The sequence below is a fragment of the Enterococcus sp. RTP21361st1_A6_RTP21361_211029 genome (assembly GCF_040910045.1).
GTDB classification, from domain to species: domain Bacteria; phylum Bacillota; class Bacilli; order Lactobacillales; family Enterococcaceae; genus Enterococcus_D; species Enterococcus_D gallinarum.
Genome location: NZ_JBDGBK010000009.1, coordinates 20,258 through 42,084 on the forward strand (window position 1 = coordinate 20,258; position 21,827 = coordinate 42,084).

Here is a 21,827-nt window from a genome sequence, read left to right on the forward strand (position 1 = left end):
GAATGATGGATAGAAAAAACAAAGGAGAAAATAATGGCCAAAAAATCAAAACAAGCAAAAGCAAAAAAACAAGCCGCAATGATCGAGCAATACGCAGAGATCCGTTACCAATTGAAACAAGCAAAAGATTACCAAGCTTTAGCAAAATTGCCTAAAGATTCTAATCCGAATCGCTTGAAGAATCGGGATATGACTGATGGTCGTCCACGGGGCTATATGCGTAAATTTGGTCTTTCACGGATCACTTTTCGACAATTGGCACATGAAGGCAAATTGCCAGGTGTAAAAAAAGCTAGTTGGTAAACATTTAATAGGTGTAACAAAAATAATACAATCAAACAATCTCCCTTCTAGATAGCTCAGAAATGCGCTGTATGGAGGGGTATTCAAGGAAAACTATCTGAATGCTGAGGCAGCTGATCTCCTAAAAAGACTGGGAGATAGACGCCGAGCGTTTAGGTAGTTTTTTGTTTGAATTTTTTGAGGGCAGCGATTCGACTAATCGGAAGTGGTCTCGTATAATAGAAAAAGCAAAGACGAAGGTCTGATGAACACATGTTGGATAGGAGTATATCATGTCTTTAAAAGAGAAAATCATCGCAGAAAGCAAGCGTTTAGGTATTGATAAAATCGGCTTTGCTTCTGCTGAACCGTTTTATGAATTAGAGTCCTCGTTGAGGGAGCAGCGCGCGAAAGGCCATACATCTGGTTTCGAACATCAAGTGATCGAAGAGCGGATATATCCAGAAAGAACCTTTGAAAATCCGCAAACAATCATTGCGATCGCTCTGGCATATCCGACAAAAATCAAAGAGAAAGTGCCGCGAGATGAGAAACGGGGGATGTTTGCCCGCGCCTCTTGGGGGATCGATTACCATGATATTTTACGTGATCGCTTAGAAAAATTGATCCAGTTTATCAAAGCGCAAGCAGAGAATCTGGAAGAAGCAGAAAGCTGGCGGTTTGCCCCGCAAGTGGATACCGGTGAGCTGGTGGATGTGGCAGTTGCACAGCGTGCTGGTTTGGGGTTTATTGGCCGCAATGGCTTATTGATCACGGAAGAATTTGGTTCTTTTGTTTATTTAGGCGAGATCGTCACCAATATTTCCTTCGAAACAGATGAAGCGGTACCCTTTGGCTGTGGGGATTGTATGCGCTGTGTTACTGCCTGTCCTACAAAAGCGCTCTTAGGGGATGGGCGAATGAACGCACAGCGCTGCCTTTCCTATCAGACACAAACAAAAGGCATGATGCCTGAGGAATATCGTAAAAAGATGCATAATGTCATCTATGGCTGTGATATTTGTCAGTTGGTCTGTCCCTACAATCGAGGCAAGGATTTCCATTTTCATCAGGAAATGGAACCGGAAGTAGAAACCGTTTATCCTAAGTTGCAGCCAATGCTTTCTTTATCAAATAAAGCTTTTAAGAATCAGTTTGGGCATTTATCTGGTTCTTGGCGCGGGAAGAAACCATTGCAGCGTAATGCGATCATTGCCTTAGCAAATCTGGGAGATCGCACCGCATTGCCAGCCATCTGGCGGTGTGCGACAGAAGACGTCCGACCTGTCATCCGTGGAACAGCCTATTGGGCCATTGGACAATTAGGCATCAAAGAACCCGAACAATGGCTAGAACGCTTACAGCAATGCGAAGAACTAGAACCAGAAGAAGAAGCACGCGTTGAACTACAAGCGGCGATCGAACGCTTAAAAACGATCGTGGCATCCTCCGGTGCAGATCGGAAAAACAAGTCAGTTGATTGATTGCGTGCTAGGCGGAACTCCATAAGCACGTGAGCAATCGTACAAAAAATTAAAGCACGCGATTTTTTATAATAAAGAGCCGAGCAATGTTTAGAATACGTCAACTATGCCGCAAATGCGACATGACCTGAAAAGTCTGGAAGTATTCCGACATTGCTCGGCTATTGGTCGAATGGATGCTATTTTTAGGGGAAGATTTTTCACAGTAGTCTATTTTTTCAGCTTAATCCAGCACATCATCGCTTTCAACGATTTCTTCTGAGTCTAATTCAAAGTCTGGTGCTGGATGGACACGTTCCGGTAATTCCATCTCTAGTTCAGCTGTTTGTTGGTATTCGTTGTCGCTATCAGCAACGTCAATCAATATATCCGTTGGCAGTTCTTGATCGATTCGATAGCCTTGTGCATGGCGCGCATCGAGTAGTTCTAAGAGGTGCTGCCATTCATCTTTGGCAATCACCACGACATCGATTCCTTCTTGATTTTGAATTTCGACAACAGAAGATAGATCAGGCCCAACAGTCTGAATGATTTCTTCTAATTACCATTTTACGTTTTCTAATGAAATTTTTTGTGCCATTTGGATACCCCTTTCTTGTCAATTGACTCTCATTTCATTGTAGCGGGAATTTGGTTGATTGCAAAATAGTATGATCGCAGGTCTATGAAAGGGGTTAAAAAAATGAGAAGAAGAATTGAAGTCTTTTGTGAACAAAGGTAATATGGTATTAAAAGAAATGAGGGAGTAAAGATGAAAGAAAAACAAACGTTTCATGTTAACGGTTACTTAGCACTGATCGTCTTGATCGCCTTAATGATCGGCGGCGGCTATCTCTTTTATGATGGGATTGTCCGCAATGCGGTTTGGGAGTTAGTCATCAGTGTCGTGTTGTGGATCATCGCTATCTTGTTCATTAGTTCATTGACGATTGTGCAGCCGAATCAAGCGAAAGCGATTCTTTTCTTTGGTCAATATTTAGGTACCATTAAAGACAATGGACTCTTTGTGACTGTGCCGCTAACACAGAAAATCAATGTATCATTGAAAGTCCGTAACTTCAATAGCTCTTTATTGAAGGTCAATGATTCTGATGGCAATCCGATCGAAATCTCAGCAGTCGTCGTCTTTCGAGTCGTAGATACGGCCAAAGCATTGTTCGATGTCGATTACTACCAAGATTTTGTTGAGATCCAAAGTGAAACAGCGATTCGCCATATCGCTACCCAGTATCCTTATGACACTTTTAATGATGATGATTTGACTTTGCGAGGCAATACCAATGAAGTTTCTGAAGAACTGGCACAAGAACTGCAAGAGCGTTTAGCGGTAGCCGGTGTCGAGGTGATCGAGACGCGGTTGAATCACTTGGCGTATGCCACTGAGATCGCTAGTGCCATGTTGCAGCGTCAGCAAGCCAAAGCAATTTTATCGGCACGACAAATCATTGTTGAAGGAGCGGTCTCCATGACACAAATGGCCTTGGAACAGATCGAAGATGGCCAGGATATTAACTTTACTGACGATCGAAAAGTCCAATTGATCAACAATTTACTCGTATCGATCATTACTGACAAAGGCACTCAACCTGTGATCAATACAGGCGATGTGAAAGAAAAGGCGGTGTAATCAAATGAAAAAACTTTACATCAAGCAAAAAGTCTTCAGTATCGGTGAAAAATTTACTGTCATGGATGAGCAGCAAAAGCCGCGCTATTTTGTCGAAGGGAGTTTCATGAAGATTCCTAAAAGCTTTGCGATTTATGATGAACGACAACAGCAAATCGGTGAAGTCACAAAGAAAGTGTTTAGTCTATTGCCCAAGTTTTTTGTTGAGGTACATGGAGAAGAAGCAATTGTTCTAGAAAAAGAATTCACGCTTTTCAAAGCGCGTTATTCCATCCATGCCCAAGGAATTGAAATTCAGGGGAATTGGTGGGACATGGACTTTGTCGTCAATCGACAGGGACGTCAAATTGCTGAGATTCATAAACGATGGATCTCATGGGGGGATACCTATGAAGTAACGGTTTATGAGGAAGATCTGGAGGACTTGATTATTTGTCTCGTCATTGCCATCGATCGCGTAAAAGCCGATGATGGTGCAGCTGCGAGTTCTGCCAGTACTTAAACAGAAAATGAAAGCAACGATGGAAAAGGAGACGAAAAGATGTACGGATCGATAGAAGCAGGCGGTACAAAATTTGTTTGTGCGATTGGTGATGAAGAAATGACCATTAAAGAACGGGTCAGTTTTCCCACCACCACACCAGAAGAAACAATGGCATTAGTGATCGATTTTTTCAAAAAGTATGAAGACCAGTTAGTGGGGATCGGTATTGGTTCCTTTGGCCCAATCGATATCCATCGAGATTCCGCAACGTATGGCTACATTACCTCCACACCCAAATTAGCTTGGCAGAATTTTGATTTTGTAGGTACGATGAAACAAGCCTTTCCCATCCCCATTGCTTGGACCACAGATGTCAATGCTGCAGCTTATGGGGAATATGTTTTCGGTAAAGGAAAAGGACTATCCAGTGTAGTTTATTATACGATCGGCACCGGTGTTGGCGGCGGTGCATTACAAGATGGCCGCTTTGTTGAGGGATTCAGCCATCCGGAGATGGGACATATGCTGGTAGTGCCTCATCCTGATGATTCATTCGAAGGCAGCTGTCCATTTCATGGCAACTGTCTCGAAGGGATGGCCGCAGGTCCAGCGATTGAAAAACGCTTAGGAAAGAAAGGACAGGAACTGTCTGAAGATGAGCCTTTCTGGAGCATCGAAGCTGAATATATCGCGCAATGCGCCTACAACACTACATTGATGCTTTCACCGGATGTCATTATTTTTGGTGGTGGCGTAATGAAGCAGCGTCACATGGTGGAAAAGGTTCATCAAGCTTTTGAACGATTGGTCAACGGCTATGTCAAAACACCAGCAGTTGCAGACTACATCGTGACACCTGAATTAGAAGACAATGCAGGAACATTAGGCTGTCTGGCACTAGCACGAGAAGCTGTGTTACATTCCTGATACATGTGATCACACCAAAACATTGGTGTGATTTTTTTGTGATTGAAGGGATTATTTGGCAGGTAAGAGCAGAATGCGTATACTTAAGCAGAGGTGGAAAGAGATGAAAATTGCAGTTCGTAAAAGAAAAATCGGGAATATCCCAGTATTGGAAGTCGTTCCAGAACATTTGATCTATGAACCGTTGCCGTTGATCATTTATTATCATGGTTGGCAAACGAGTAAAGAATTGGTACTGACGCAAGGTCGAAAACTAGCACGGGAAAACTTTCGTGTGATTTTACCTGATGCCGCCAATCATGGCGAACGAAAGACCCAACTATCCGAGATTCCTTCATTGATTTTCTGGCAAAGCATTCATACCAACTTATTTGAGTTTTTTTATTTGGTGGATTTCTTTGAAAATCTAGGCTTGGTAAATAGGCAAATCGCTGTAGGAGGCGTTTCAATGGGAGGGATGACGACTTGCGGCTTGCTATGTCAACATCCGGAGATCACCGCTGCTGCGTGTGTGATGGGCTCGCCATCGATGATCGGTTACCGTGAACGGATCCAGAAACATGCGGGTGCTGCAGGTTTCTTTGTCCCAGATGACTATCAGTTGCTACTGGGATGGATCGAAGCTTATGATCTCCAGACGCAACCAGAAAAACTAGCTGGACGTCCATTGTTGTTCTGGCATGGGACGGAAGATGAGAAAATCCCTTACGCCGATGTAGAAACCTTTGTGCAAGGGAATCCAGAAGCGAATCTGACATTTATCTCTCGCGAAGAACGACATTTAGTTCGTGGAGAGACCATGGATCAGGTAACGGCCTTTTTTGTTGAACAATTAGGAAAAAGCACTGATTCACTCTGACAACAAAAAACGACAGGTATCTAGGTAAGCAAAGGGATTGTGTGGTTATGTACAAGCATAAAATTCGTGTTCTTCATTTTTCTTTTTTATACTGTAGGGTGGAAAAAAGGAGGAATGACTGTGAACTATCGCGTTTTATTATTTTATAAATACACGACCATCGAAGATCCAGAAAGTTTTGCGAAAGAGCATTTAGCTTTTGGGAAAGAGATCGGTATCAAAGGTCGAATTCTTGTTGCGAAAGAAGGAATCAACGGAACGCTTTCTGGAACGATTGAAGCAACGGATGCCTATATGGAAAAAATGGAAGCGGACCCCCGTTTCAAAGGAATCTACTACAAAATCGATGAGGTGGAAGAACACGCCTTTAAAAAATTGTTTGTTCGACCGCGAAAAGAATTGGTGTCATTGAACTTAGAAGATGATATCGATCCTTTAGAACTAACCGGAAAGTATCTAGAACCGAAAGATTTCAAAGAAGCGTTGTTGGATGAAAATACCGTAGTGATCGATGCGCGGAATGATTATGAATACGATCTTGGTCATTTTCGAGGTGCGGTCCGTCCCGATATCCGCAGTTTCCGTGAATTGCCTCAATGGATCATTGAGAACAAAGAGAAATTCATGGATAAAAAAGTGGTCACTTACTGCACAGGTGGGATTCGCTGCGAGAAATTCTCGGGCTGGTTGTTGCGAGAAGGATTCCAAGACGTAGCACAACTTCACGGGGGAATTTTTGCTTATGGCAATGATCCAGAAGTTCAAGGAGAGTTGTGGGACGGTAAGATGTATGTCTTTGATGAACGTATCAGTGTTGAGATCAATCATGTCGACAAGACCGTGATCGGTCGCGATTGGTTCGATGGCACACCATGTGAGCGTTACGTCAATTGTGCAAATCCAGAGTGCAATCGTCAGTTCCTCACTTCGGAAGAGAATCAAGCGGCACACTTAGGCGGCTGCTGCTATGAATGTGCCGCCAATGAAAACAATCGTTACGTCATTGAGCACAATATCTCTCAAGAAGAACAAGCAGCAGTTTTAGCACAACTAGCGTCTGAAGTGACGGTTTAAAAAGATCCTGAAAAGGATCTTTTTTTGTTCTTTAATTATCTGAAAAATCAAACGATTCCAATTGATTTTTTTAACAAATTTCACTTTAAAAAAGGCAAGCTCCTCGCATATTTGTTTGATTTGGAGTAAACTATACCTAATTGTCAGATAGGAAAGAGGAATAGAGATGAAAATTGTTATTGCTGGTGCTGGTGCCATGGGCAGCCGATTTGCCATTAAATTAAAAAGAGGCGGCAACGATGTAACGTTGATCGATGGTTGGCCAGCGCATATCGAAGCGATCCGTACCAATGGACTACAAGCAAATTTGGATGGAGAAGAAATCACAGAATCTTTCCCCATTTATCCACAGTCCGAAGTAACGGCGGATACGCCAGCGGATCTGATCATTGTTTTTACAAAAGCGATGCAATTAGACCAAATGATGCAAGACATTGCTTCACTAATCGGTGATCAAACAAGAGTACTTTGCTTACTTAATGGCATTGGACATGAAGATACAATTGAAAAATATGTCGCTACCGATAAAATTTTCTTAGGAAATACCCTATGGACAGCAGATTTGATTGGACCTGGACAAGTTCGATTGTTTGGGGAAGGATCGGTTGAACTGCAAAACATTGGTGAAGGCAAAGAAGCAGCGGCCAAAGAACTGGCTGAGGTACTAACTGCTTCTGGATTGAATGCGTCATACTCTGAAAATATTCGCTATTCAATCTATCGTAAAGCCTGTGTCAATGGTACATTGAATGGTTTATGTTCAATTTTGGATGTCAACATTGCACAGTTTGGAAATACAGCCACTGCACGACAAATGGTGCAAACCATTGTTGGAGAATTCGCAGCTGTTGCGGCTCATGAATCGGTAGAACTAGATGTTCCAGAAGTCGTTGCCCATATTGAAAAAACCTATGATCCTGCAGGTATTGGCTTACACTATCCTTCCATGTATCAAGATTTGATCAATAATCATCGTAAAACGGAGATCGATTACATCAACGGGGCTATTTCGCGTAAAGGTCGAAAATACAATGTTCCCACGCCTTATTGCGACTTCTTGACCCAATTGATCCATGCCAAAGAAGATGTGCTTGAAGCGAAGTAGTAGTAAAAATAAAAAACTATGATATAAGTCTAATAATAAAAGATCCGAATCATCTATGTAATGCCCTGGTAGTTTAGGAGAACATCGTCACACATTTTGGACGTTCAGGAGCAATCAAACATTTATGGTCCGGATCCTTTTTTTTGTTCATATCGTAGTGACTTTAATTCAATTGACGATAAAGAATTTTTCCTGCTATTGCTTATTACAAATTTTACTTGTGATTAATTAACTTTTTTTGAAAAGTGACGGTATTGAGTAGGAGTCATCTGCATTTTGTTTTGAAAGAGCTTGAATAAGGAGGGCGTACTCTTGTAACCTAAATTTTCAGCGATAGTATCAATAGTCATGGAAGATTCTCTAAGTAATCTTTGTGCTTCAATCAAACGTTTTTGGTCGATCATTTCTTGAAAAGTCGCGCCAGTTTTTGTCTTGAGCATATTACCTAAATAGTTTTGGTTATAACCAAACTCCGTGGCTAATTTTTTGAGAGTGATAGTTGTGTAATGATCGTTAATATATTTTAAGAGTGCAGCTAAATCATTTCTTTGAGAAGTTAACGACAGTTCATTCAAACTAGGAATTGCTGCTAATTCCAATAAACATGATCCTAAAAGGAGACTTAAGGAACGATGATAGAAGATTTCTTTGAGATAAAATTTGTGAATCATCAAGAATAAAAGCTGATTGATGATCGCGTGTTCTTTTAAATCAAAAACTAAAAAAGTATTATGAACACTATCCTTTTTAGCAGCATTCAAAAAGAAGTCCGTGACTGGATTACTTGAAGCGGGCAAGTGGTTCAAGAGCTCTGTTTGTAAAGTATGTTTGTCAATTAAAATATTGAGAATCAAATCATCTTTTCCTACATAATCAATTTGCTGAATCACTTCAGTGTCCATAATAATCAATTGCTGTTCAGTGAACCTCCATGCCTCCCCGTTTATTTTTTGCCGACAACATCCTCTTAGAAGGTAATTCATTTCAATGAAACTATGAGTATGAGCAGACGTATAAGAGTAGCGATGATGCTTATTGATATAAATAGATCCCTCTTCAAAAAAATCATTAACGGGTATTTTTGGAATTACTGATCCATGATAGTCTAAATTCATTTCATTAATATTCTTCCCAGTAGTTCTTTGCTGGGCTTCAATTCGATCTTCTATATCAAAAAGTTTAATCAAACTTTCCATCCGTCAATCACCTAATTTTTTTATATAGTTAGTTCTATATATAAGTTATTCCCAATAAATAGTCAATATTTACTTTGCTATTAAAGGGTTTGTCAGATCAAACAAATAGCCTTTCAAAAAAATTCAAATTTATGACCTGTGAATTTGATAGTAAAGACCTACATTTTTGAAATTGTACCATTTTGTGTAAGCGTTTAATATAACCCTATGAACAAGAAAGGATGTTTCAAATGGACACAAATGGAAAGCAGCAATCATTAGTGAAAAAGTATTCTCCTTTAGCAACTGCAGCCGGTGTAGGTTCTATGTTGGGTTCTGGATGTATCGTTGGTCTCTCGGCAACCATACCGGTTTGGCAAAAAGGGTTGAACTTATCTGCGGGACAAGTTGGATTAATCTCTGGTGCACTAACCTTTGCAATTGCGTTCGGCTCTTTGTTTGCAGGACAAATTACAAAAATCTTCGGCCTGATTCGAGCGTTCAACTGGATCAATTTGTTTTATGCTATTGGAGCAGCAATTTGTGTATTTTCAGGAAATTTTGTGGCTTTATTATTAGGAGTCATCGTCATGGGGATTGCATCTGGGGCGGATTTACCAATCAGTTTAACCGTTGTCTCTCATGATGCACCAGATGAAAAAACTTCTGCAAGTTTAGTATCTTCGACACAAATATTTTGGCAAATTGGTATTTTTATTTCCTATATTTGTTCTTTCTTACTTTCCGGAGTCAATGGAGTTTTGGGAGCGCGTATTGTTTTTGTTATTTTATTGGTCTTTTCAATCTTTGCGTGGGTTTGGCGGACAGTCTCAAAAAAATTTCGGATGTTCCACGAAGAAGGTGCAGCACGTCAGTCTGCGTTGAATCTGGTTAGCAATCAACAAAAAATTTCACTAAAAGAGATTTTTAGTGGGAACAATGCAAAAATTTATCGCAACTTTTTCTTCGCTATTTTAGTCTTTTATGTTTGTTGGAATTTGTTAGCGAATACATGGGGACAATTTCAGACATACGCTTTGACTAATGCTGGTGCTACACAAATGCAAGCAACAGGGCTAGGTATTGTGCTGAATATCATTTCTTTAGTGACTACGATTATCTTTGCTTCAGTAGCGGGTGGAAAGCATCGGAATAAAGCATTTTTTGTTGGCGCTTTTGTTCAATTCATGGCAATGGTTGGTATGGCAGTTATTGGCGGTAGTGCAGGATTCATCGCATTGGCGATAACGATTGCTTTTTATAATTTTGGAAATCCATTAGCAGGGGAAGCCATCTATAAAGTTTGGACTCAAGAATCATTTCCAACAGAATCTCGGGCATTCTTACAAGGCGTTATCAATGGTTTTTCACGGTTGTGTTGCGGATTGTTTGCCTTTGTCACACCATTTTTGGTATCGCCAAACAATATTCAATTTTCGATGTATGGCTTTGCGGCGATTGTTCTAGTAGCAGCTATTGCAGGAGCTGTCATGATGAAATTGCAAAAAGGAGCTAAAACGAGAGCAAACAGTCGAAGAGATTCTAATCTAGCTGATTTAGTAAAGTAGTTGATCGATAGAATATAAATGAGTAAACGAAAGGAACGGATAATAGTGATAACAAATGAACGGCCACGATGGATCTGGTATGCTGGCGATTTTGAAATACGTCAAGGACTTTTACAAAATTTTTCTAGAGAAGAACGAGGATACGATTGGCCAGCTTACTGGTATATTGATGACTGCCATAAAAATGTAAAATTTAAACGTGAATATGAATTACAAAGTCCCACGACATTTGTTGTATATGCAACAGGGATTGGCTTTGTAGAAGTGAATGAAGTGAAATATTCTTTTGAACAAGAGATTGTCTGTCAACCCGGTTTTAATAAGATTAGGGTGAATGTAGGGAATCCAAACGGTTTGCCAGCCATCTATATTGAAGGAGAAAGAATCAAGAGTGATGAAGGCTGGTATTGCAGTAACTTTGTTGAAGAAGCTCCAGTAGGATGGAGCAATCTTTATATGAATAAAGAGCAAGACCCTAATAAAGTCTATTATGAAATAGAAACTTGTTTCCCTGTTTCGAAGACGGCGGTTGCTGGCGGCACGTTGTTTGATTATGGACGGACGATTTTCGGTTCATTAATGATCGATAAATTGTTGTCGGAGATACCGATATCTATTTGCTATGGAGAATCAGAAGCAGAAGCATGTGATAGTCAAATGTGTTATTACAAACAGGAAAATGTAAGAAAAGAAACAAACATTCGCAAACGTGCTTTTCGTTATCTTTTCATTCCTAATATAGCACCAGAAGCAATTGATATTCGTGCGATGCATGAATATCTTCCCATACACAATCAAGCCACATTCAAATCAGATGACTCTGTGATGAATCGAATATGGGATATATCTATAGAAACCTTTACATTGTGCAGTGGGCTTTTCTTTATTGACGGAATCAAACGAGATCGCTGGATCTGGTCAGGGGATGCTTACCAAAGCTATTTTATCAACCAATACTTATTCTTTGATGAAGATATCAATAAGCGAACGATCATGGCATTGCGAGGTCAAAATGAAGTAAAACAGCATATGAATACAATTGTTGATTATTCCATTTTATGGATCATAGGGATTGAAAATCACTATATGATGTCTGGGGACAGCTCATTTCTTGCACAGATTTATTCGAAAATGGTGACTATGATGGACTATCTTGAAAAACAAACCAATGAGTTAGGATTTATTTATGGTCGCGAAAAGGACTGGATTTTTATTGATTGGTCTGAAATAGATAAGGAAGGGACATTGGCAGCGGAACAAGTCCTGTTATTGAAAGCATACAAAGCTATGACTGTTTGTGGCTCTATCTTGAATCGTGATATTGATCACTCTGTGACAAGATATGAACAGTTGAAAGCTAATTTAATGAGTTATTTCTGGGATGAAGAAAAAGGGGCATTTATTGATTCTTATCTATCTGGAAAGAGAAATGTGACACGCCATGCCAATATTTTTGCGGTCTTATTCGACTTTGTAGATGAAACGAAAAAGCAACAAATTTTGAAAAATGTATTGCTTAATGATGAAGTCACTCAAATCACAACTCCTTACTTCAAATTCTTCGAACAAGATGCCCTTTGTAAACTGGGACAGACAAGTCAAGTACATGAGATTATTCTTGACTACTGGGGTGGAATGGTGGAACAAGAAGCGGTTACTTTCTGGGAGGAGTATATTCCTGGAGAAAGTGGAAATGCTATTTATGAAATGTATGGGGATCCTTTTGGGAAAAGTTTATGTCATGCATGGGGAGCCAGTCCTATCTACTTATTAGGACGTTATTTCGCAGGAATTCAACCTATTCGACCAGGTTATGAAACATTCTTAGTTGACCCTAAGCTCGATTCTTTTCATCAATTAACGTGTATATTCCCAGTTAAAGGTGGCTGGGTGAAGATTGAGAAGACAGATACGTGCTTAACAATTTGTACAAATCGAGACGGTGGGATCTTGCGGATAGATGGAAAAGAGCAGCCAATGTTTGCCAATCAACCTGTAAGTTATGAGGTTGTAAAAAAGGTCCAAGCTGGATTCATCAAAGAAAGGAAGAAAGCAATGAATAGTGATCGGTTAAAAGTGTCTGAAAAACTCGGATTTGCCTTAACAAATCTAGGGAATATCCCTATTATGACACTATTAAATACGTATTTGTTAATTTTCTATACGGATGTCATTGGTGTTAATCCAGCTTTGGTAGGAATGTTATTCCTTGTTTCGAGACTTTTAGATGGCGTTAGTGATCCACTTATTGGTTTTGTGATTGATCGTTTTCCAAGAACAAAGATAGGGAAATACAAACCTGTGTTGATTTTAGGAGTCATCATCTGTTGCTTAAACTATTTGCTTGTTTGGTTTTCGCCTCTCCTATTTCCAGCTCAAAAAATCATTGCTATTAGTATTTCTTACATCCTTCTAGGAATTACTTTTGATTTTATGGATATTCCTTTGAATAGTTTAATCCCCGTACTGACGCAAGAGGATGAAGGGCGTAATCAACTTTCATCAATCAAAGGGATTTCATATACGGTAGGTCCAGCTATCTTAAATGTAGCAGCACCTTTGGCAATCGCAGCTTTTGCAACGTCTTTGAAAGGATACGTTTTATTGATTGTAGGGACGGTACTAGTTGTTCTATTTTTTACGATTGTAGGGACGTTGATGGTAAAGGAAAGAGGGACGGAAGCTGCCTATGTAACAAAGCCGGTAAAAGAAAAATATACAATGAAGGATGCGTTATCTGTATTCAAACTGCGTCCAGTTGTTTCATTGTTTCTAGCAATGCTATTCATTACAGCGGCAACGAACATCTTCAATGGTTCACTTCTATATTATCTTAGTTATATTATTAGCAACCCTAAATTATTGAGTGCAGCCAGTTTCTTAGGTATGCTGGGGGCATTGGCAGCAGGGCTTCTGGTTCCAAAATTATCGCAGCGATATGGAAAAAAACATCTGTACATTACAGGTTTGGTATTGATTTCATTATGTATGCTGGGATTTCTGGTCATCAATCATCACTCAGCCGTTTTCGTTTTATGCTATTGCGGGGTGCAATTTGCATTAGGGTTGACGAATACACTGCAATACAGTATTTCGGCCGATAATGTTGATACGATAAGAAACGAATTAGACATAGAGGCGACAGCATTGATTGCTTCTCTCACTTCATTAATCATGAAATTTGCGATGGCTATAGGTGGTGCTGTTCCGGGATTTGTGTTAAGTTTTACCGGCTATGCAGCGAATCAGTCACAATCAAGCACTGCGGAAAAAGGGATTTTATTCGTGACTTTCGTTATCCCGCTGATTTTATATGTAGTGACGATCGCTGTGTTCAGCAGTGGTTTTAAAAGTAACAAAATTAAAAGTTTGCATGTGCAAAAACGAAAAACAATGAACTAAGAGCGAAGTAGCATTTTCATTAAAACGATCTTAAAGCGAGAAAAATCTATCTTGAAGATGGAAAGAAATAAATCCATTCTCCGGATAGATTTTTTCTGCTATTGTTATTCGACTAGCTATACGGATGCTTCGCAGGAAGAAGTTTTTGTTTACAGTATCCTCCCTCAACCTTCAGGCAAATCTGCCATGTATCTTTCGGTTCCTTGAAAGACGGCCAATTGTTCTACACCGAAGGAGCACAGCATCTGGCTCATTTCGGCAAATAACAAGCGATAATCACTGGACTTATGCGCATCTGAACCTAGTGTAAAGAGTTTGCCCCCCACACTTTGATAGAGCGGGATCGCATATTCGTAAAGTGATGCATTTTGATAAGGACCAAAGCTTTTGGCATTGACTTCAAAAGCTAGCTCGCGAGCGACGACTTTCTTGAAAATAACTGTCAGTTCTTTTTCGAAATGCTGTGCAAGTTCTTCTGCTGTAAAGTCGAAGCGCCGCAACCCGTAGTCAAAATGGGTCAGGATATGTCCGTCAGAAAAAGTATCTAAAACTGTGGCCATCTGATCAAAATAAGACTTGACGACGGTAAGTTTGTCTTTCTCCAATACGGCATCATCCATATAGTCAAAGGAACCGTTTTGATGGATGCTGACTAACTTCAGGTCATAAGGATGCTGATCCAGATAGTCGCGTATTTGTGTTTCTTGCCCAGGAACGACACCGATTTCGATCCCTTTCAAAAGTTTCGTTGCTGTTTGTTCCTGTAAAGTCTGATGGCATTGTTGAAGCTGTTCATAATCGGGAATATCATCGCGATAATTTGAATAAGGGTTCTTGAGATCAAAGTGGTCAGTCGCCACAAAAAATTCCGGTTGAAAAGCTAAATAATTTTCGAAGCGTTCTTCTGAATCAAAAGATAAAAAAGTATGCAAATGCTGATCGTAGTAATTCATAATAACCTCCTTTTTGTACAAGATACCATAAAAAGCGAGAAGCGACTATTTTTTCATAAAAAATCAGAAAAGCATTTCGTACAAAAATTCTTTGTTCTATAATGGATGAGAATGGAAGCAAAGGAGTAAATAGCAGTATGAGTATGTATCTTGAGATTCCGGAATTTGAAAGCGATTTTCGCTTTCGGACATTCCTTAATGATGGGCTGACGATCGTTTATCCCCATGTACATAAAGAAATCGAGCTGATTTATGCGAAACGAGGAAAAGTCAATATTGGGGTAGCTGATGAGATCATTGAGTTGGAAGAAGGCGAGCTGTACATTTTTGCCAGTGGCCAGCCCCACTATTTTTTGGCTTCTCCAGAGAGTGAGCGTTATGTGTATCAGTTTGATTTCGCACTGTTTGATGAAACCATTTTGCGAGAAAAAGAACTTTCTTTAAAAACACTTTTTGACGAGGGGGAACCCCACAGCAAGCATTGGCCAGTCAGTTTTACCGAAAAAATCACAGGATTGTTGATCGAACTCTACCAGTTAGAGGAAGAGCAAGTAGCTGGTAAACGCTATTTGACTATGGGTTTTTTGTATCAGTTGATCGGCGAATGTTATCAAGGGTTGCCGCCGCGTGCCAAAAAGATCGCTCCTTTAAAACGTTCTGCAGCTCAATACAAAGAAACGCTGCAACGTCTGGATGAAGTGTTTGAATATATTGAATCCCATTACCAAGATGTCTTAACGATGGAAGAAACAGCGAAGCATGTTGGATTCAGTCCCCATTACTTTACCCGCTTTTTTAAGACGAATACTGGAAAAACATTCATGCAGTTTCTGACGGAATACCGGATCAATCAAGCCAAATTCATTTTGGCAAACGAGAAACTTCCAATGGCAGAAGTAGCGGAAAAAGCCGGATTTGCCAGTGTCAAAACGTTCCATCACGTGTTCAAAGAGACCGTAGGACAATCCCCATTGCAGTATCAGAAACAATTAAATAATTGAATACTTGATGAAAGCTAGATCAACGAGCCAATCTTGTCAATCACTCGAACCCTTGAACAAGCGCAATTTTTAAGCGATTGTTCACTGTTTGTTTGGGTGCTTTTATTTGGTGTGAAGGAGTCTTTGATTCGTTTTAGTGAGAGTTCCATAAGATAAATTTCGGGAATTTTTTAAGAGGAAATTGGGAAGAACCTGTCAAATCCTTTCGCTATAATGAATGAGTAGAAAATAATAAGCGTTTTCAGGAGGAAAGAGATGACAGTAAGAATTGGAATCATTGGTTGCGGTGGGATTGCGAATGGCAAACACATGCCGGCATTATCACAAGTAAAAGAAGCGGAAATGGTCGCATTTTGTGATTTGATCGTCGAACGAGCAGTGGAAGCTAAAACAGCTTTCGGTACAGAAGATGCCCAGGTATTCAGCGACTACAAAGAAATGTTAGCAGAAGCTGAATTAGATGTTGTGCATGTTTGTACACCAAATGCTTCTCACGCGGAATTGTCCATCGCAGCATTAGAAGCAGATTGCCATGTAATGTGCGAAAAACCAATGGCAAAAACGACAGAAGAAGCAAAAGCAATGATCGATGCCGCTAATCGAACAGGCAAAAAATTAACGATCGGTTATCAAAATCGTTTTAGAAAAGATTCCCGCTACTTGCACGAGGTTTGTGCGGAAGGACAATTAGGCAATATCTATTTTGGGAAAGCCCATGCCATCCGTCGTCGTGCAGTACCAACTTGGGGTGTCTTTCTAGACGAAGAAGCTCAAGGCGGGGGACCATTGATCGACATCGGTACGCATGCTCTTGATTTAACATTGTGGATGATGAATAACTACCAACCTAAATTTGTTGTCGGAAAAGCTTACCATGAATTATCTCAGACAAAGAATGCGGCGAACGCTTGGGGGTCATGGGATCCAGAGAAGTTTTCGGTAGAAGACTCTGCTTTTGGATTTGTCGTGATGGAAAATGGCGCAACGATTTTCTTGGAAGCTAGCTGGGCGTTGAACAGTTTAGATGTCAAAGAAGCAAAAACAACATTGATGGGCAGCAAAGCTGGCGCGGATATGAATAATGGCTTAACAATCAATGGCGAAGATCATAGTTTGTTGTATGAAAAAAATATTGAGTTGGAAACTGGTGGTGTCGACTTCTATGAAGGGGACGGCGAAACGCCTGAAATCTTGGAAGCACAATCTTGGATCAACGCCATCATCAATGACACAGAACCTGTGGTCAAGCCGGAAGAGGCAATGGTAGTTACTGAGATTTTAGAAGCAATCTACAAATCCTCAGCAACTGGCGAACCGGTCTACTTGTAAAAGCAGTCGCTAAAAAGGAGCAAAGCATGAAACCAAAAATCGGACTACAGTTATGGAGCATCCAAGAAGCGTGTAAAGAAGACTTGTTCCAAGCACTTGAAAGTGTCAAAAAAAGCGGGTATGACGGAGTCGAATTCGCGGGTTACTACGGTTATTCCGCAACAGAGGTCTCAAACGCGCTAAAAGAATACGACTTGGGAGTTGCTGCTTCTCATCTACCCTTTGAAACATTGCGGGATCATTTTGAAGCAACACTGGCCTATGAAAAAGCGATCGGGAATCACCGACTCGTGGTTCCATATGCTTCATTTGAGACATTCGCAGAATGGCAACAGTTTGCCCGAGAGTTTGCAGAAGTTGCTAAGAAAGCAGCTGCTCAGGGCTTTGAATGCTACTATCACAATCATGCCCATGAATTTACCGAGATTCCTAATAAATCAATGATTGAAGAATTGTTAGCTGAAAATCCAGCACTTAAATTAGAAGCAGATCTTTATTGGATCGCTTATTCCGGCACTGATGTTTTCACTTGGTTGAAAGAACATCAAGAGTCCGTTGGTCTTTTGCATATCAAAGATATGCAGGAAGAACCAAAAGAAAGCACAGAAATCAATAATGGCATTTTACCTATCAAGGACTATGTCACAGTTGCGCAACAATTCCAATTGCCTTGGTTGATCGTGGAACAAGAAGCGTTCCAAAAATACGCACCTTTAGAAGCGACGGCCATCGATTATTTGCAATTAAAAGCTATCGTTGAGGAGGTTTACCAATGATCCATGTCACTGTTTGGAATGAATTTAGACACGAAAAAACAGATGAAACCGTTCAGGCAATGTATCCCGAAGGAATCCACGGACAAATCGCTGCCTTTTTGCAAGCAGATGATTTTCAAGTTCGCACAGCAACCTTGGATGAACCAGAACACGGATTAACAAACGAAGTATTAGCTGATACCGATGTGCTCGTTTGGTGGGGGCATATGGCCCATGATGAAGTACAAGACGAAATCGTTCAGCGCGTTCAACAACGGGTGTTAGAAGGAATGGGTCTGATTGTCCTCCATTCTGGTCACTTCTCAAAAGTCTTCAAGAAATTGATGGGCACTTCCTGTGACTTGAAATGGCGCGTGGATGATCAGCATTGTCGAATTTGGAATATCAACCCGAGTCATCCAATCGTAGAAGGTGTCGGCGAATTTATTGAACTTGAGAAAGAAGAAATGTATGGGGAACACTTTGACATCCCAACTCCAGACGAATTGATCTTTGTTAGCTGGTTCCCAGGAGGCGAAGTCTTCCGCAGCGGCTGCACCTTCCGTCGTGGCAATGGCAAGATCTTTTATTTCCAACCTGGGCATGAGACGTTTCCGAGTTATTACAACGAAAAAGTACAAAAAGTTATCAAAAACGCGGCACGTTGGTGCGCACCAACAGAAAATACGTACCCAACGTACGGCCATTATCAAGCCAATGAGGAGGTAGGCAAATGAAATTAGGAGTATTTACGCCATTATTCAATCATTTAACGTTTGAAGAAATGATCACAGAAGTTGCAGAAAAAGGATTGCAGACAGTTGAGATCGGTACAGGAGGTTCTCCAGGCAATGCCCACTTGGATATCGATAAGTTGCTTGCTAGTGAAGCAGACCGGAAAGAATATTTAGCTAAATTAGCCGACAAAGGACTAGAAATCTCGGCGTTAAGCTGTCACAACAATCCCATTTCGCCTTTAAAAAATGAAGCGCAGGAAGCAGATGAATTATTACGCAAAACGATCAAGCTGGCCAGTTTGATGAATGTCCCTGTCGTCAATGGATTCTCTGGTGTTTCGGGAGGAAATGCAACAGACACGCAAGTCAACTGGCCTGTTCTGCCATGGCCAACGGAATACGATGATAATTACAACTATCAATGGGAGCAAAAGCTGATCCCTTATTGGAAAGAAATCAATACCGAGGCAGAAGCTGCTGGTGTAAAAATCGGTATTGAGCTGCATGGCGGATTCTTGGCTCATACGCCTTATACGATGTTAAAACTTCGCGACGCTGCAGGTAAAGCAATTGGTTGTAACCTTGATCCAAGCCATTTGTGGTGGCAAGGGATCGATCCAGTGGCAGCAGTCAAGATTTTAGGTGAAGCAGATGCGATTCATCATTTTCATGCCAAAGATACGTATCTTGATCAAGATAATATCAACATGCATGGGTTGACAGACATGCAGCCATACAGCAATGTCAAAACAAGAGCTTGGACTTTCCGCTCTGTTGGCTGCGGGCACAGCTTGCAAGTTTGGTCGGACATCATTTCCGCATTGCGGATCTATGGGTATGATTATGTCTTGAGTATCGAGCATGAAGATCCAATCATGTCTGTTGATGAAGGATTGAACCGAGCAATCACTAATTTGAAATCGATTATGATCAAAGAAGAACCATCCGCAATGTGGTGGGTGTAACGAGGAGTATAGAAAATGAGTGCAATCAATTTTGTTGTCATCGGTTATGGCGGTATGGGTGCTTACCATGTGCACAACATCCTGCCGAATGAAAATGAACGGATCCATATTGTGGGAACCTATGATATTTCGGAAGAAAGACAAGCTATTTCACAAGAAAAAGGGCATAAAATCTATAAAAGTTATGAAGAAGTCTTAGCAGATGAAACCATTGAAGCAGTGCTGATCGCAACGCCGAATGATTTGCATAAGGATTTGTCGATCGCAGCCCTCAGAGCGGGTAAGCATGTTGTATGTGAGAAACCTGTTGCTTTAAACACTGCTGAACTAGACGAAATCGTTGCTGTGGCCAAAGAAACAGGCAATACATTTATGGTCCATCAAAACCGTCGCTGGGATCCAGACTTTCTGATCGTTCGCGATTTATATCGTAATAGGCAGATCGGTGATCTTTTCCAAATCGAATCACGGGTCCAAGGTGCAAATGGCATCCCAGGTGATTGGCGCCATGTGAAAAAACAAGGAGGCGGCATGGTATTAGACTGGGGCGTTCACTTGTTGGATCAAATACTTTGGTTAGTGGACAGTCCAGTGAAAGATGTGAAAGCTGACTTAAGCTATATTCTGGGAGAAGAAGTCGACGATGGATTCTTTGCTTTGATCACATTTGAAAATGGTGTCAAAGCAATCGTGGAAGTTGGGACCTCCAATTACACCCAATTGCCTCGCTGGTACATTAAGGGAATTGAAGGAACTGCTACGATCCAAGATTGGGCGTTGAATGGTAAGATGGTTCGGGCAACTGGCCGCGAAGATGTTGCCGCACCTAAACCTGTCCAAGCAGGTGTTGGATTAACGAAAACAATGGCACCGCCATCTGAATTGGCTGCAGAATCAATCCCATTTCCAGAAGCGAAAGCCGATTTTGATCCTTTCTACAAGAATTTTTATCATGTAGTCCGTCACGGTGCTGAACCAATTGTCAAAAATGAAGAAGTTCGCAACGTCATGGAATTGATCGAACGAATCTTTGCCGTAGCCAGCGCAAAATAAGAGCAATCAAGACACAGAAAAACGAATCCCGCCATAGCAAATGATCCCTGTTAAATCTTGCAGTCAAAGGAGAGTTAACAGAGATCATCAAGTGATGCAGGTGATTGTTTGCCTGTGTCTTTTTTTATTCCGAAATATAAAAATTGAAAAGCAGATCCTGCGGGTAATTGCCCCAACGATCGCCAAAAATAGTTAGACCGCCAGCGTTTTCTGCGGTTGCCGGTGCTGCAATTTTGAATGTAAAGAAATCACTGTGATCCAAATCGATCTCGCTTAAGTTATGGTCGGTCAGCTTTTCTCCGTCGATCGAAGTATCAAAACGGTTGATCCGCAGATGTTTCAACAAGCCGTATTGACTGAACTCATCGATCCACCATTGAGGGGTCAATGCCCCCCGTACATCTGAAAAGTTTCCTGGAACAGTATAGGTTCCTAAACAGACATCGTTGATATAGAAAGAAATATCACTCGGCCAATAATTATTGGAAATAGGAAATTCAGAAGCAATCTCCATGCTGATTTCCAGCATTTCGATTTTTTCCCCATTTTTTAGCGGTTTCGGAATTTTGTACTCTAAGAATCCATTGTTTAACCAGATAATACTGGCATCTACTCGTTCTTGTGCCAAAAAGGATTTAGGATCATCCAATGCGCCGATCAGGCGATCTTTTGTAGCCATTCCACAAGAAGCTTCGGCTCTAAAATCAGTGAAGTGACCAATTTTCACAGGTAATGAAGTCAAATTCATTTCTGGAAATACTTTTTCGGGGAAGTTGATGTTGATGAAATCAGTCTTTAAAGCTAGAAACTTCTTTTTCCAATCTTTTCCCGTTCCTTTTTCTAATCTGATCAATTGTGCCTGCTCTAATTTTTTGATGTGCTTGGTCATGAGTGCGTTGCTGATTGCCAGTTTTTCCCCAATCTCACTGATGCTTTTTCTTTCCCCGCCTAACTCTCTCAAAATTGCCAAACGCGTCTCATTGGCTAAAGCTTCATAAACCGGTAAAGAGGTTTTCTCTAAATTTAATTCCATTCTATTCACCTCGT

At 40.8% G+C, this 21,827-nt stretch carries 19 protein-coding genes and 2 pseudogenes; 17 read left to right on the plus strand and 4 right to left on the minus strand.

Annotation, left to right across the window (positions count from 1 at the left end; all coding sequences use genetic code 11):
* Nucleotides 1-33 precede the first annotated feature (33 nt).
* Nucleotides 34-303 carry a 30S ribosomal protein S14 gene (rpsN, locus tag AB5Z52_RS02725; protein ID WP_003128701.1) on the plus strand — a complete coding sequence of 90 codons (270 nt, stop codon included), beginning with the start codon at nucleotides 34-36 and terminating at the stop codon, nucleotides 301-303.
* Nucleotides 304-575: 272 nt separating this feature from the next.
* Entirely contained in the window at nucleotides 576-1,766 is a 1,191-nt protein-coding gene (gene queG, locus AB5Z52_RS02730) for a tRNA epoxyqueuosine(34) reductase QueG (RefSeq protein WP_003128702.1), read from the plus strand.
* 223 nt (nucleotides 1,767-1,989) lie between these two features.
* Here queG and AB5Z52_RS02735 read toward each other — a convergent pair whose 3' ends face one another.
* A complete protein-coding gene (locus AB5Z52_RS02735) occupies nucleotides 1,990-2,229 on the minus strand; it encodes a hypothetical protein (RefSeq protein WP_288551568.1) in 240 nt (79 codons plus the stop codon).
* Between the two features lie 288 nt (nucleotides 2,230-2,517).
* Here AB5Z52_RS02735 and AB5Z52_RS02740 point away from each other — a divergent pair, with 288 nt between their 5' ends.
* The 6 genes from AB5Z52_RS02740 to AB5Z52_RS02765 all read left to right on the plus strand — a co-directional run bounded on the left by AB5Z52_RS02740 (nucleotide 2,518) and on the right by AB5Z52_RS02765 (nucleotide 7,842).
* Complete coding sequence (locus AB5Z52_RS02740) at nucleotides 2,518-3,393, plus strand: SPFH domain-containing protein (protein ID WP_003128704.1); 876 nt, start codon at nucleotides 2,518-2,520, stop codon at nucleotides 3,391-3,393.
* 4 nt (nucleotides 3,394-3,397) lie between these two features.
* On the plus strand, nucleotides 3,398-3,895 hold the full coding sequence (locus AB5Z52_RS02745) for an LURP-one-related/scramblase family protein (protein ID WP_003128705.1): 498 nt from the start codon (nucleotides 3,398-3,400) through the stop codon (nucleotides 3,893-3,895).
* A gap of 39 nt (nucleotides 3,896-3,934) precedes the next feature.
* Nucleotides 3,935-4,804, plus strand: a complete 870-nt coding sequence (gene scrK, locus AB5Z52_RS02750; protein ID WP_003128707.1) for a fructokinase ScrK — start codon at nucleotides 3,935-3,937, stop codon at nucleotides 4,802-4,804.
* A 103-nt stretch (nucleotides 4,805-4,907) separates the two neighbouring features.
* Entirely contained in the window at nucleotides 4,908-5,663 is a 756-nt protein-coding gene (locus AB5Z52_RS02755; RefSeq protein ID WP_288551567.1) for an alpha/beta fold hydrolase, read from the plus strand.
* A gap of 120 nt (nucleotides 5,664-5,783) precedes the next feature.
* Nucleotides 5,784-6,737 (plus strand): rhodanese-related sulfurtransferase, encoded by a 954-nt coding sequence (locus AB5Z52_RS02760; RefSeq protein ID WP_003128711.1) that lies wholly within the window; start codon nucleotides 5,784-5,786, stop codon nucleotides 6,735-6,737.
* Nucleotides 6,738-6,903: 166 nt separating this feature from the next.
* Nucleotides 6,904-7,842 carry a 2-dehydropantoate 2-reductase gene (locus AB5Z52_RS02765; protein ID WP_003128712.1) on the plus strand — a complete coding sequence of 313 codons (939 nt, stop codon included), beginning with the start codon at nucleotides 6,904-6,906 and terminating at the stop codon, nucleotides 7,840-7,842.
* A gap of 224 nt (nucleotides 7,843-8,066) precedes the next feature.
* On the opposite strand, the gene AB5Z52_RS02770 is transcribed toward AB5Z52_RS02765, so the two are convergent.
* Nucleotides 8,067-9,038, minus strand: coding sequence for an AraC family transcriptional regulator (locus tag AB5Z52_RS02770; protein WP_041119841.1), 972 nt, complete (start codon nucleotides 9,036-9,038; stop codon nucleotides 8,067-8,069).
* 230 nt (nucleotides 9,039-9,268) lie between these two features.
* On the opposite strand from AB5Z52_RS02770, the gene AB5Z52_RS02775 reads away from it, so the two are divergent.
* The 3 genes and pseudogenes from AB5Z52_RS02775 to AB5Z52_RS02785 form a co-directional block, all read left to right on the plus strand.
* Nucleotides 9,269-10,585, plus strand: a complete 1,317-nt coding sequence (locus tag AB5Z52_RS02775; RefSeq protein ID WP_060813022.1) for an MFS transporter — start codon at nucleotides 9,269-9,271, stop codon at nucleotides 10,583-10,585.
* A 48-nt stretch (nucleotides 10,586-10,633) separates the two neighbouring features.
* Nucleotides 10,634-12,583: pseudogene (locus tag AB5Z52_RS02780) on the plus strand (alpha-rhamnosidase); the annotation flags it as partial.
* A gap of 99 nt (nucleotides 12,584-12,682) precedes the next feature.
* Nucleotides 12,683-13,987: pseudogene (locus AB5Z52_RS02785) on the plus strand (MFS transporter); the annotation flags it as partial.
* Nucleotides 13,988-14,151: 164 nt separating this feature from the next.
* On the opposite strand, the gene AB5Z52_RS02790 reads toward AB5Z52_RS02785, so the two are convergent.
* On the minus strand, nucleotides 14,152-14,940 hold the full coding sequence (locus AB5Z52_RS02790; protein WP_003128717.1) for a PHP domain-containing protein: 789 nt from the start codon (nucleotides 14,938-14,940) through the stop codon (nucleotides 14,152-14,154).
* A gap of 137 nt (nucleotides 14,941-15,077) precedes the next feature.
* Here AB5Z52_RS02790 and AB5Z52_RS02795 point away from each other — a divergent pair, with 137 nt between their 5' ends.
* The 6 genes from AB5Z52_RS02795 to AB5Z52_RS02820 all read left to right on the plus strand — a co-directional run bounded on the left by AB5Z52_RS02795 (nucleotide 15,078) and on the right by AB5Z52_RS02820 (nucleotide 20,780).
* On the plus strand, nucleotides 15,078-15,941 hold the full coding sequence (locus tag AB5Z52_RS02795) for an AraC family transcriptional regulator (protein WP_003128718.1): 864 nt from the start codon (nucleotides 15,078-15,080) through the stop codon (nucleotides 15,939-15,941).
* Between the two features lie 255 nt (nucleotides 15,942-16,196).
* Nucleotides 16,197-17,270 (plus strand): Gfo/Idh/MocA family protein, encoded by a 1,074-nt coding sequence (locus AB5Z52_RS02800; RefSeq protein WP_003128720.1) that lies wholly within the window; start codon nucleotides 16,197-16,199, stop codon nucleotides 17,268-17,270.
* Nucleotides 17,271-17,296: 26 nt separating this feature from the next.
* Nucleotides 17,297-18,046, plus strand: coding sequence for a sugar phosphate isomerase/epimerase (locus AB5Z52_RS02805; protein ID WP_003128722.1), 750 nt, complete (start codon nucleotides 17,297-17,299; stop codon nucleotides 18,044-18,046).
* Nucleotides 18,043-18,762 (plus strand): trehalose utilization protein ThuA, encoded by a 720-nt coding sequence (locus tag AB5Z52_RS02810; RefSeq protein ID WP_003128724.1) that lies wholly within the window; start codon nucleotides 18,043-18,045, stop codon nucleotides 18,760-18,762. The genes AB5Z52_RS02805 and AB5Z52_RS02810 overlap by 4 nt, the downstream gene beginning before the upstream one ends.
* The gene (locus AB5Z52_RS02815; protein WP_003128726.1) at nucleotides 18,759-19,727 is read left to right on the plus strand and encodes a sugar phosphate isomerase/epimerase; all 969 of its coding nucleotides are present in this window, start codon (nucleotides 18,759-18,761) and stop codon (nucleotides 19,725-19,727) included. Before AB5Z52_RS02810 ends, AB5Z52_RS02815 begins: the two co-directional genes overlap by 4 nt.
* Nucleotides 19,728-19,742: 15 nt before the next feature.
* The gene (locus tag AB5Z52_RS02820) at nucleotides 19,743-20,780 is read left to right on the plus strand and encodes a Gfo/Idh/MocA family protein (RefSeq protein WP_003128728.1); all 1,038 of its coding nucleotides are present in this window, start codon (nucleotides 19,743-19,745) and stop codon (nucleotides 20,778-20,780) included.
* A 124-nt stretch (nucleotides 20,781-20,904) separates the two neighbouring features.
* On the opposite strand, the gene AB5Z52_RS02825 is transcribed toward AB5Z52_RS02820, so the two are convergent.
* Nucleotides 20,905-21,813, minus strand: coding sequence for a transcriptional regulator (locus tag AB5Z52_RS02825; protein WP_003128730.1), 909 nt, complete (start codon nucleotides 21,811-21,813; stop codon nucleotides 20,905-20,907).
* Nucleotides 21,814-21,827 lie beyond the last annotated feature (14 nt).

Bases quoted from the DNA above. Each gene is read 5' to 3' on its own strand.
- AB5Z52_RS02810 (WP_003128724.1), top strand. From the start codon at position 18,043: ATGATCCATGTCACTGTTTGGAATGAATTTAGACACGAAAAAACAGAT.
- AB5Z52_RS02795 (WP_003128718.1), top strand. From the start codon at position 15,078: ATGAGTATGTATCTTGAGATTCCGGAATTTGAAAGCGATTTTCGCTTT.
- AB5Z52_RS02765 (WP_003128712.1), top strand. From the start codon at position 6,904: ATGAAAATTGTTATTGCTGGTGCTGGTGCCATGGGCAGCCGATTTGCC.
- AB5Z52_RS02815 (WP_003128726.1), top strand. From the start codon at position 18,759: ATGAAATTAGGAGTATTTACGCCATTATTCAATCATTTAACGTTTGAA.
- AB5Z52_RS02740 (WP_003128704.1), top strand. From the start codon at position 2,518: ATGAAAGAAAAACAAACGTTTCATGTTAACGGTTACTTAGCACTGATC.
- AB5Z52_RS02775 (WP_060813022.1), top strand. From the start codon at position 9,269: ATGGACACAAATGGAAAGCAGCAATCATTAGTGAAAAAGTATTCTCCT.
- rpsN (WP_003128701.1), top strand. From the start codon at position 34: ATGGCCAAAAAATCAAAACAAGCAAAAGCAAAAAAACAAGCCGCAATG.
- AB5Z52_RS02770 (WP_041119841.1), bottom strand. From the start codon at position 9,038: ATGGAAAGTTTGATTAAACTTTTTGATATAGAAGATCGAATTGAAGCC.
- AB5Z52_RS02745 (WP_003128705.1), top strand. From the start codon at position 3,398: ATGAAAAAACTTTACATCAAGCAAAAAGTCTTCAGTATCGGTGAAAAA.
- scrK (WP_003128707.1), top strand. From the start codon at position 3,935: ATGTACGGATCGATAGAAGCAGGCGGTACAAAATTTGTTTGTGCGATT.
- queG (WP_003128702.1), top strand. From the start codon at position 576: ATGTCTTTAAAAGAGAAAATCATCGCAGAAAGCAAGCGTTTAGGTATT.
- AB5Z52_RS02805 (WP_003128722.1), top strand. From the start codon at position 17,297: ATGAAACCAAAAATCGGACTACAGTTATGGAGCATCCAAGAAGCGTGT.
- AB5Z52_RS02800 (WP_003128720.1), top strand. From the start codon at position 16,197: ATGACAGTAAGAATTGGAATCATTGGTTGCGGTGGGATTGCGAATGGC.
- AB5Z52_RS02820 (WP_003128728.1), top strand. From the start codon at position 19,743: ATGAGTGCAATCAATTTTGTTGTCATCGGTTATGGCGGTATGGGTGCT.
- AB5Z52_RS02755 (WP_288551567.1), top strand. From the start codon at position 4,908: ATGAAAATTGCAGTTCGTAAAAGAAAAATCGGGAATATCCCAGTATTG.
- AB5Z52_RS02825 (WP_003128730.1), bottom strand. From the start codon at position 21,813: ATGGAATTAAATTTAGAGAAAACCTCTTTACCGGTTTATGAAGCTTTA.
- AB5Z52_RS02790 (WP_003128717.1), bottom strand. From the start codon at position 14,940: ATGAATTACTACGATCAGCATTTGCATACTTTTTTATCTTTTGATTCA.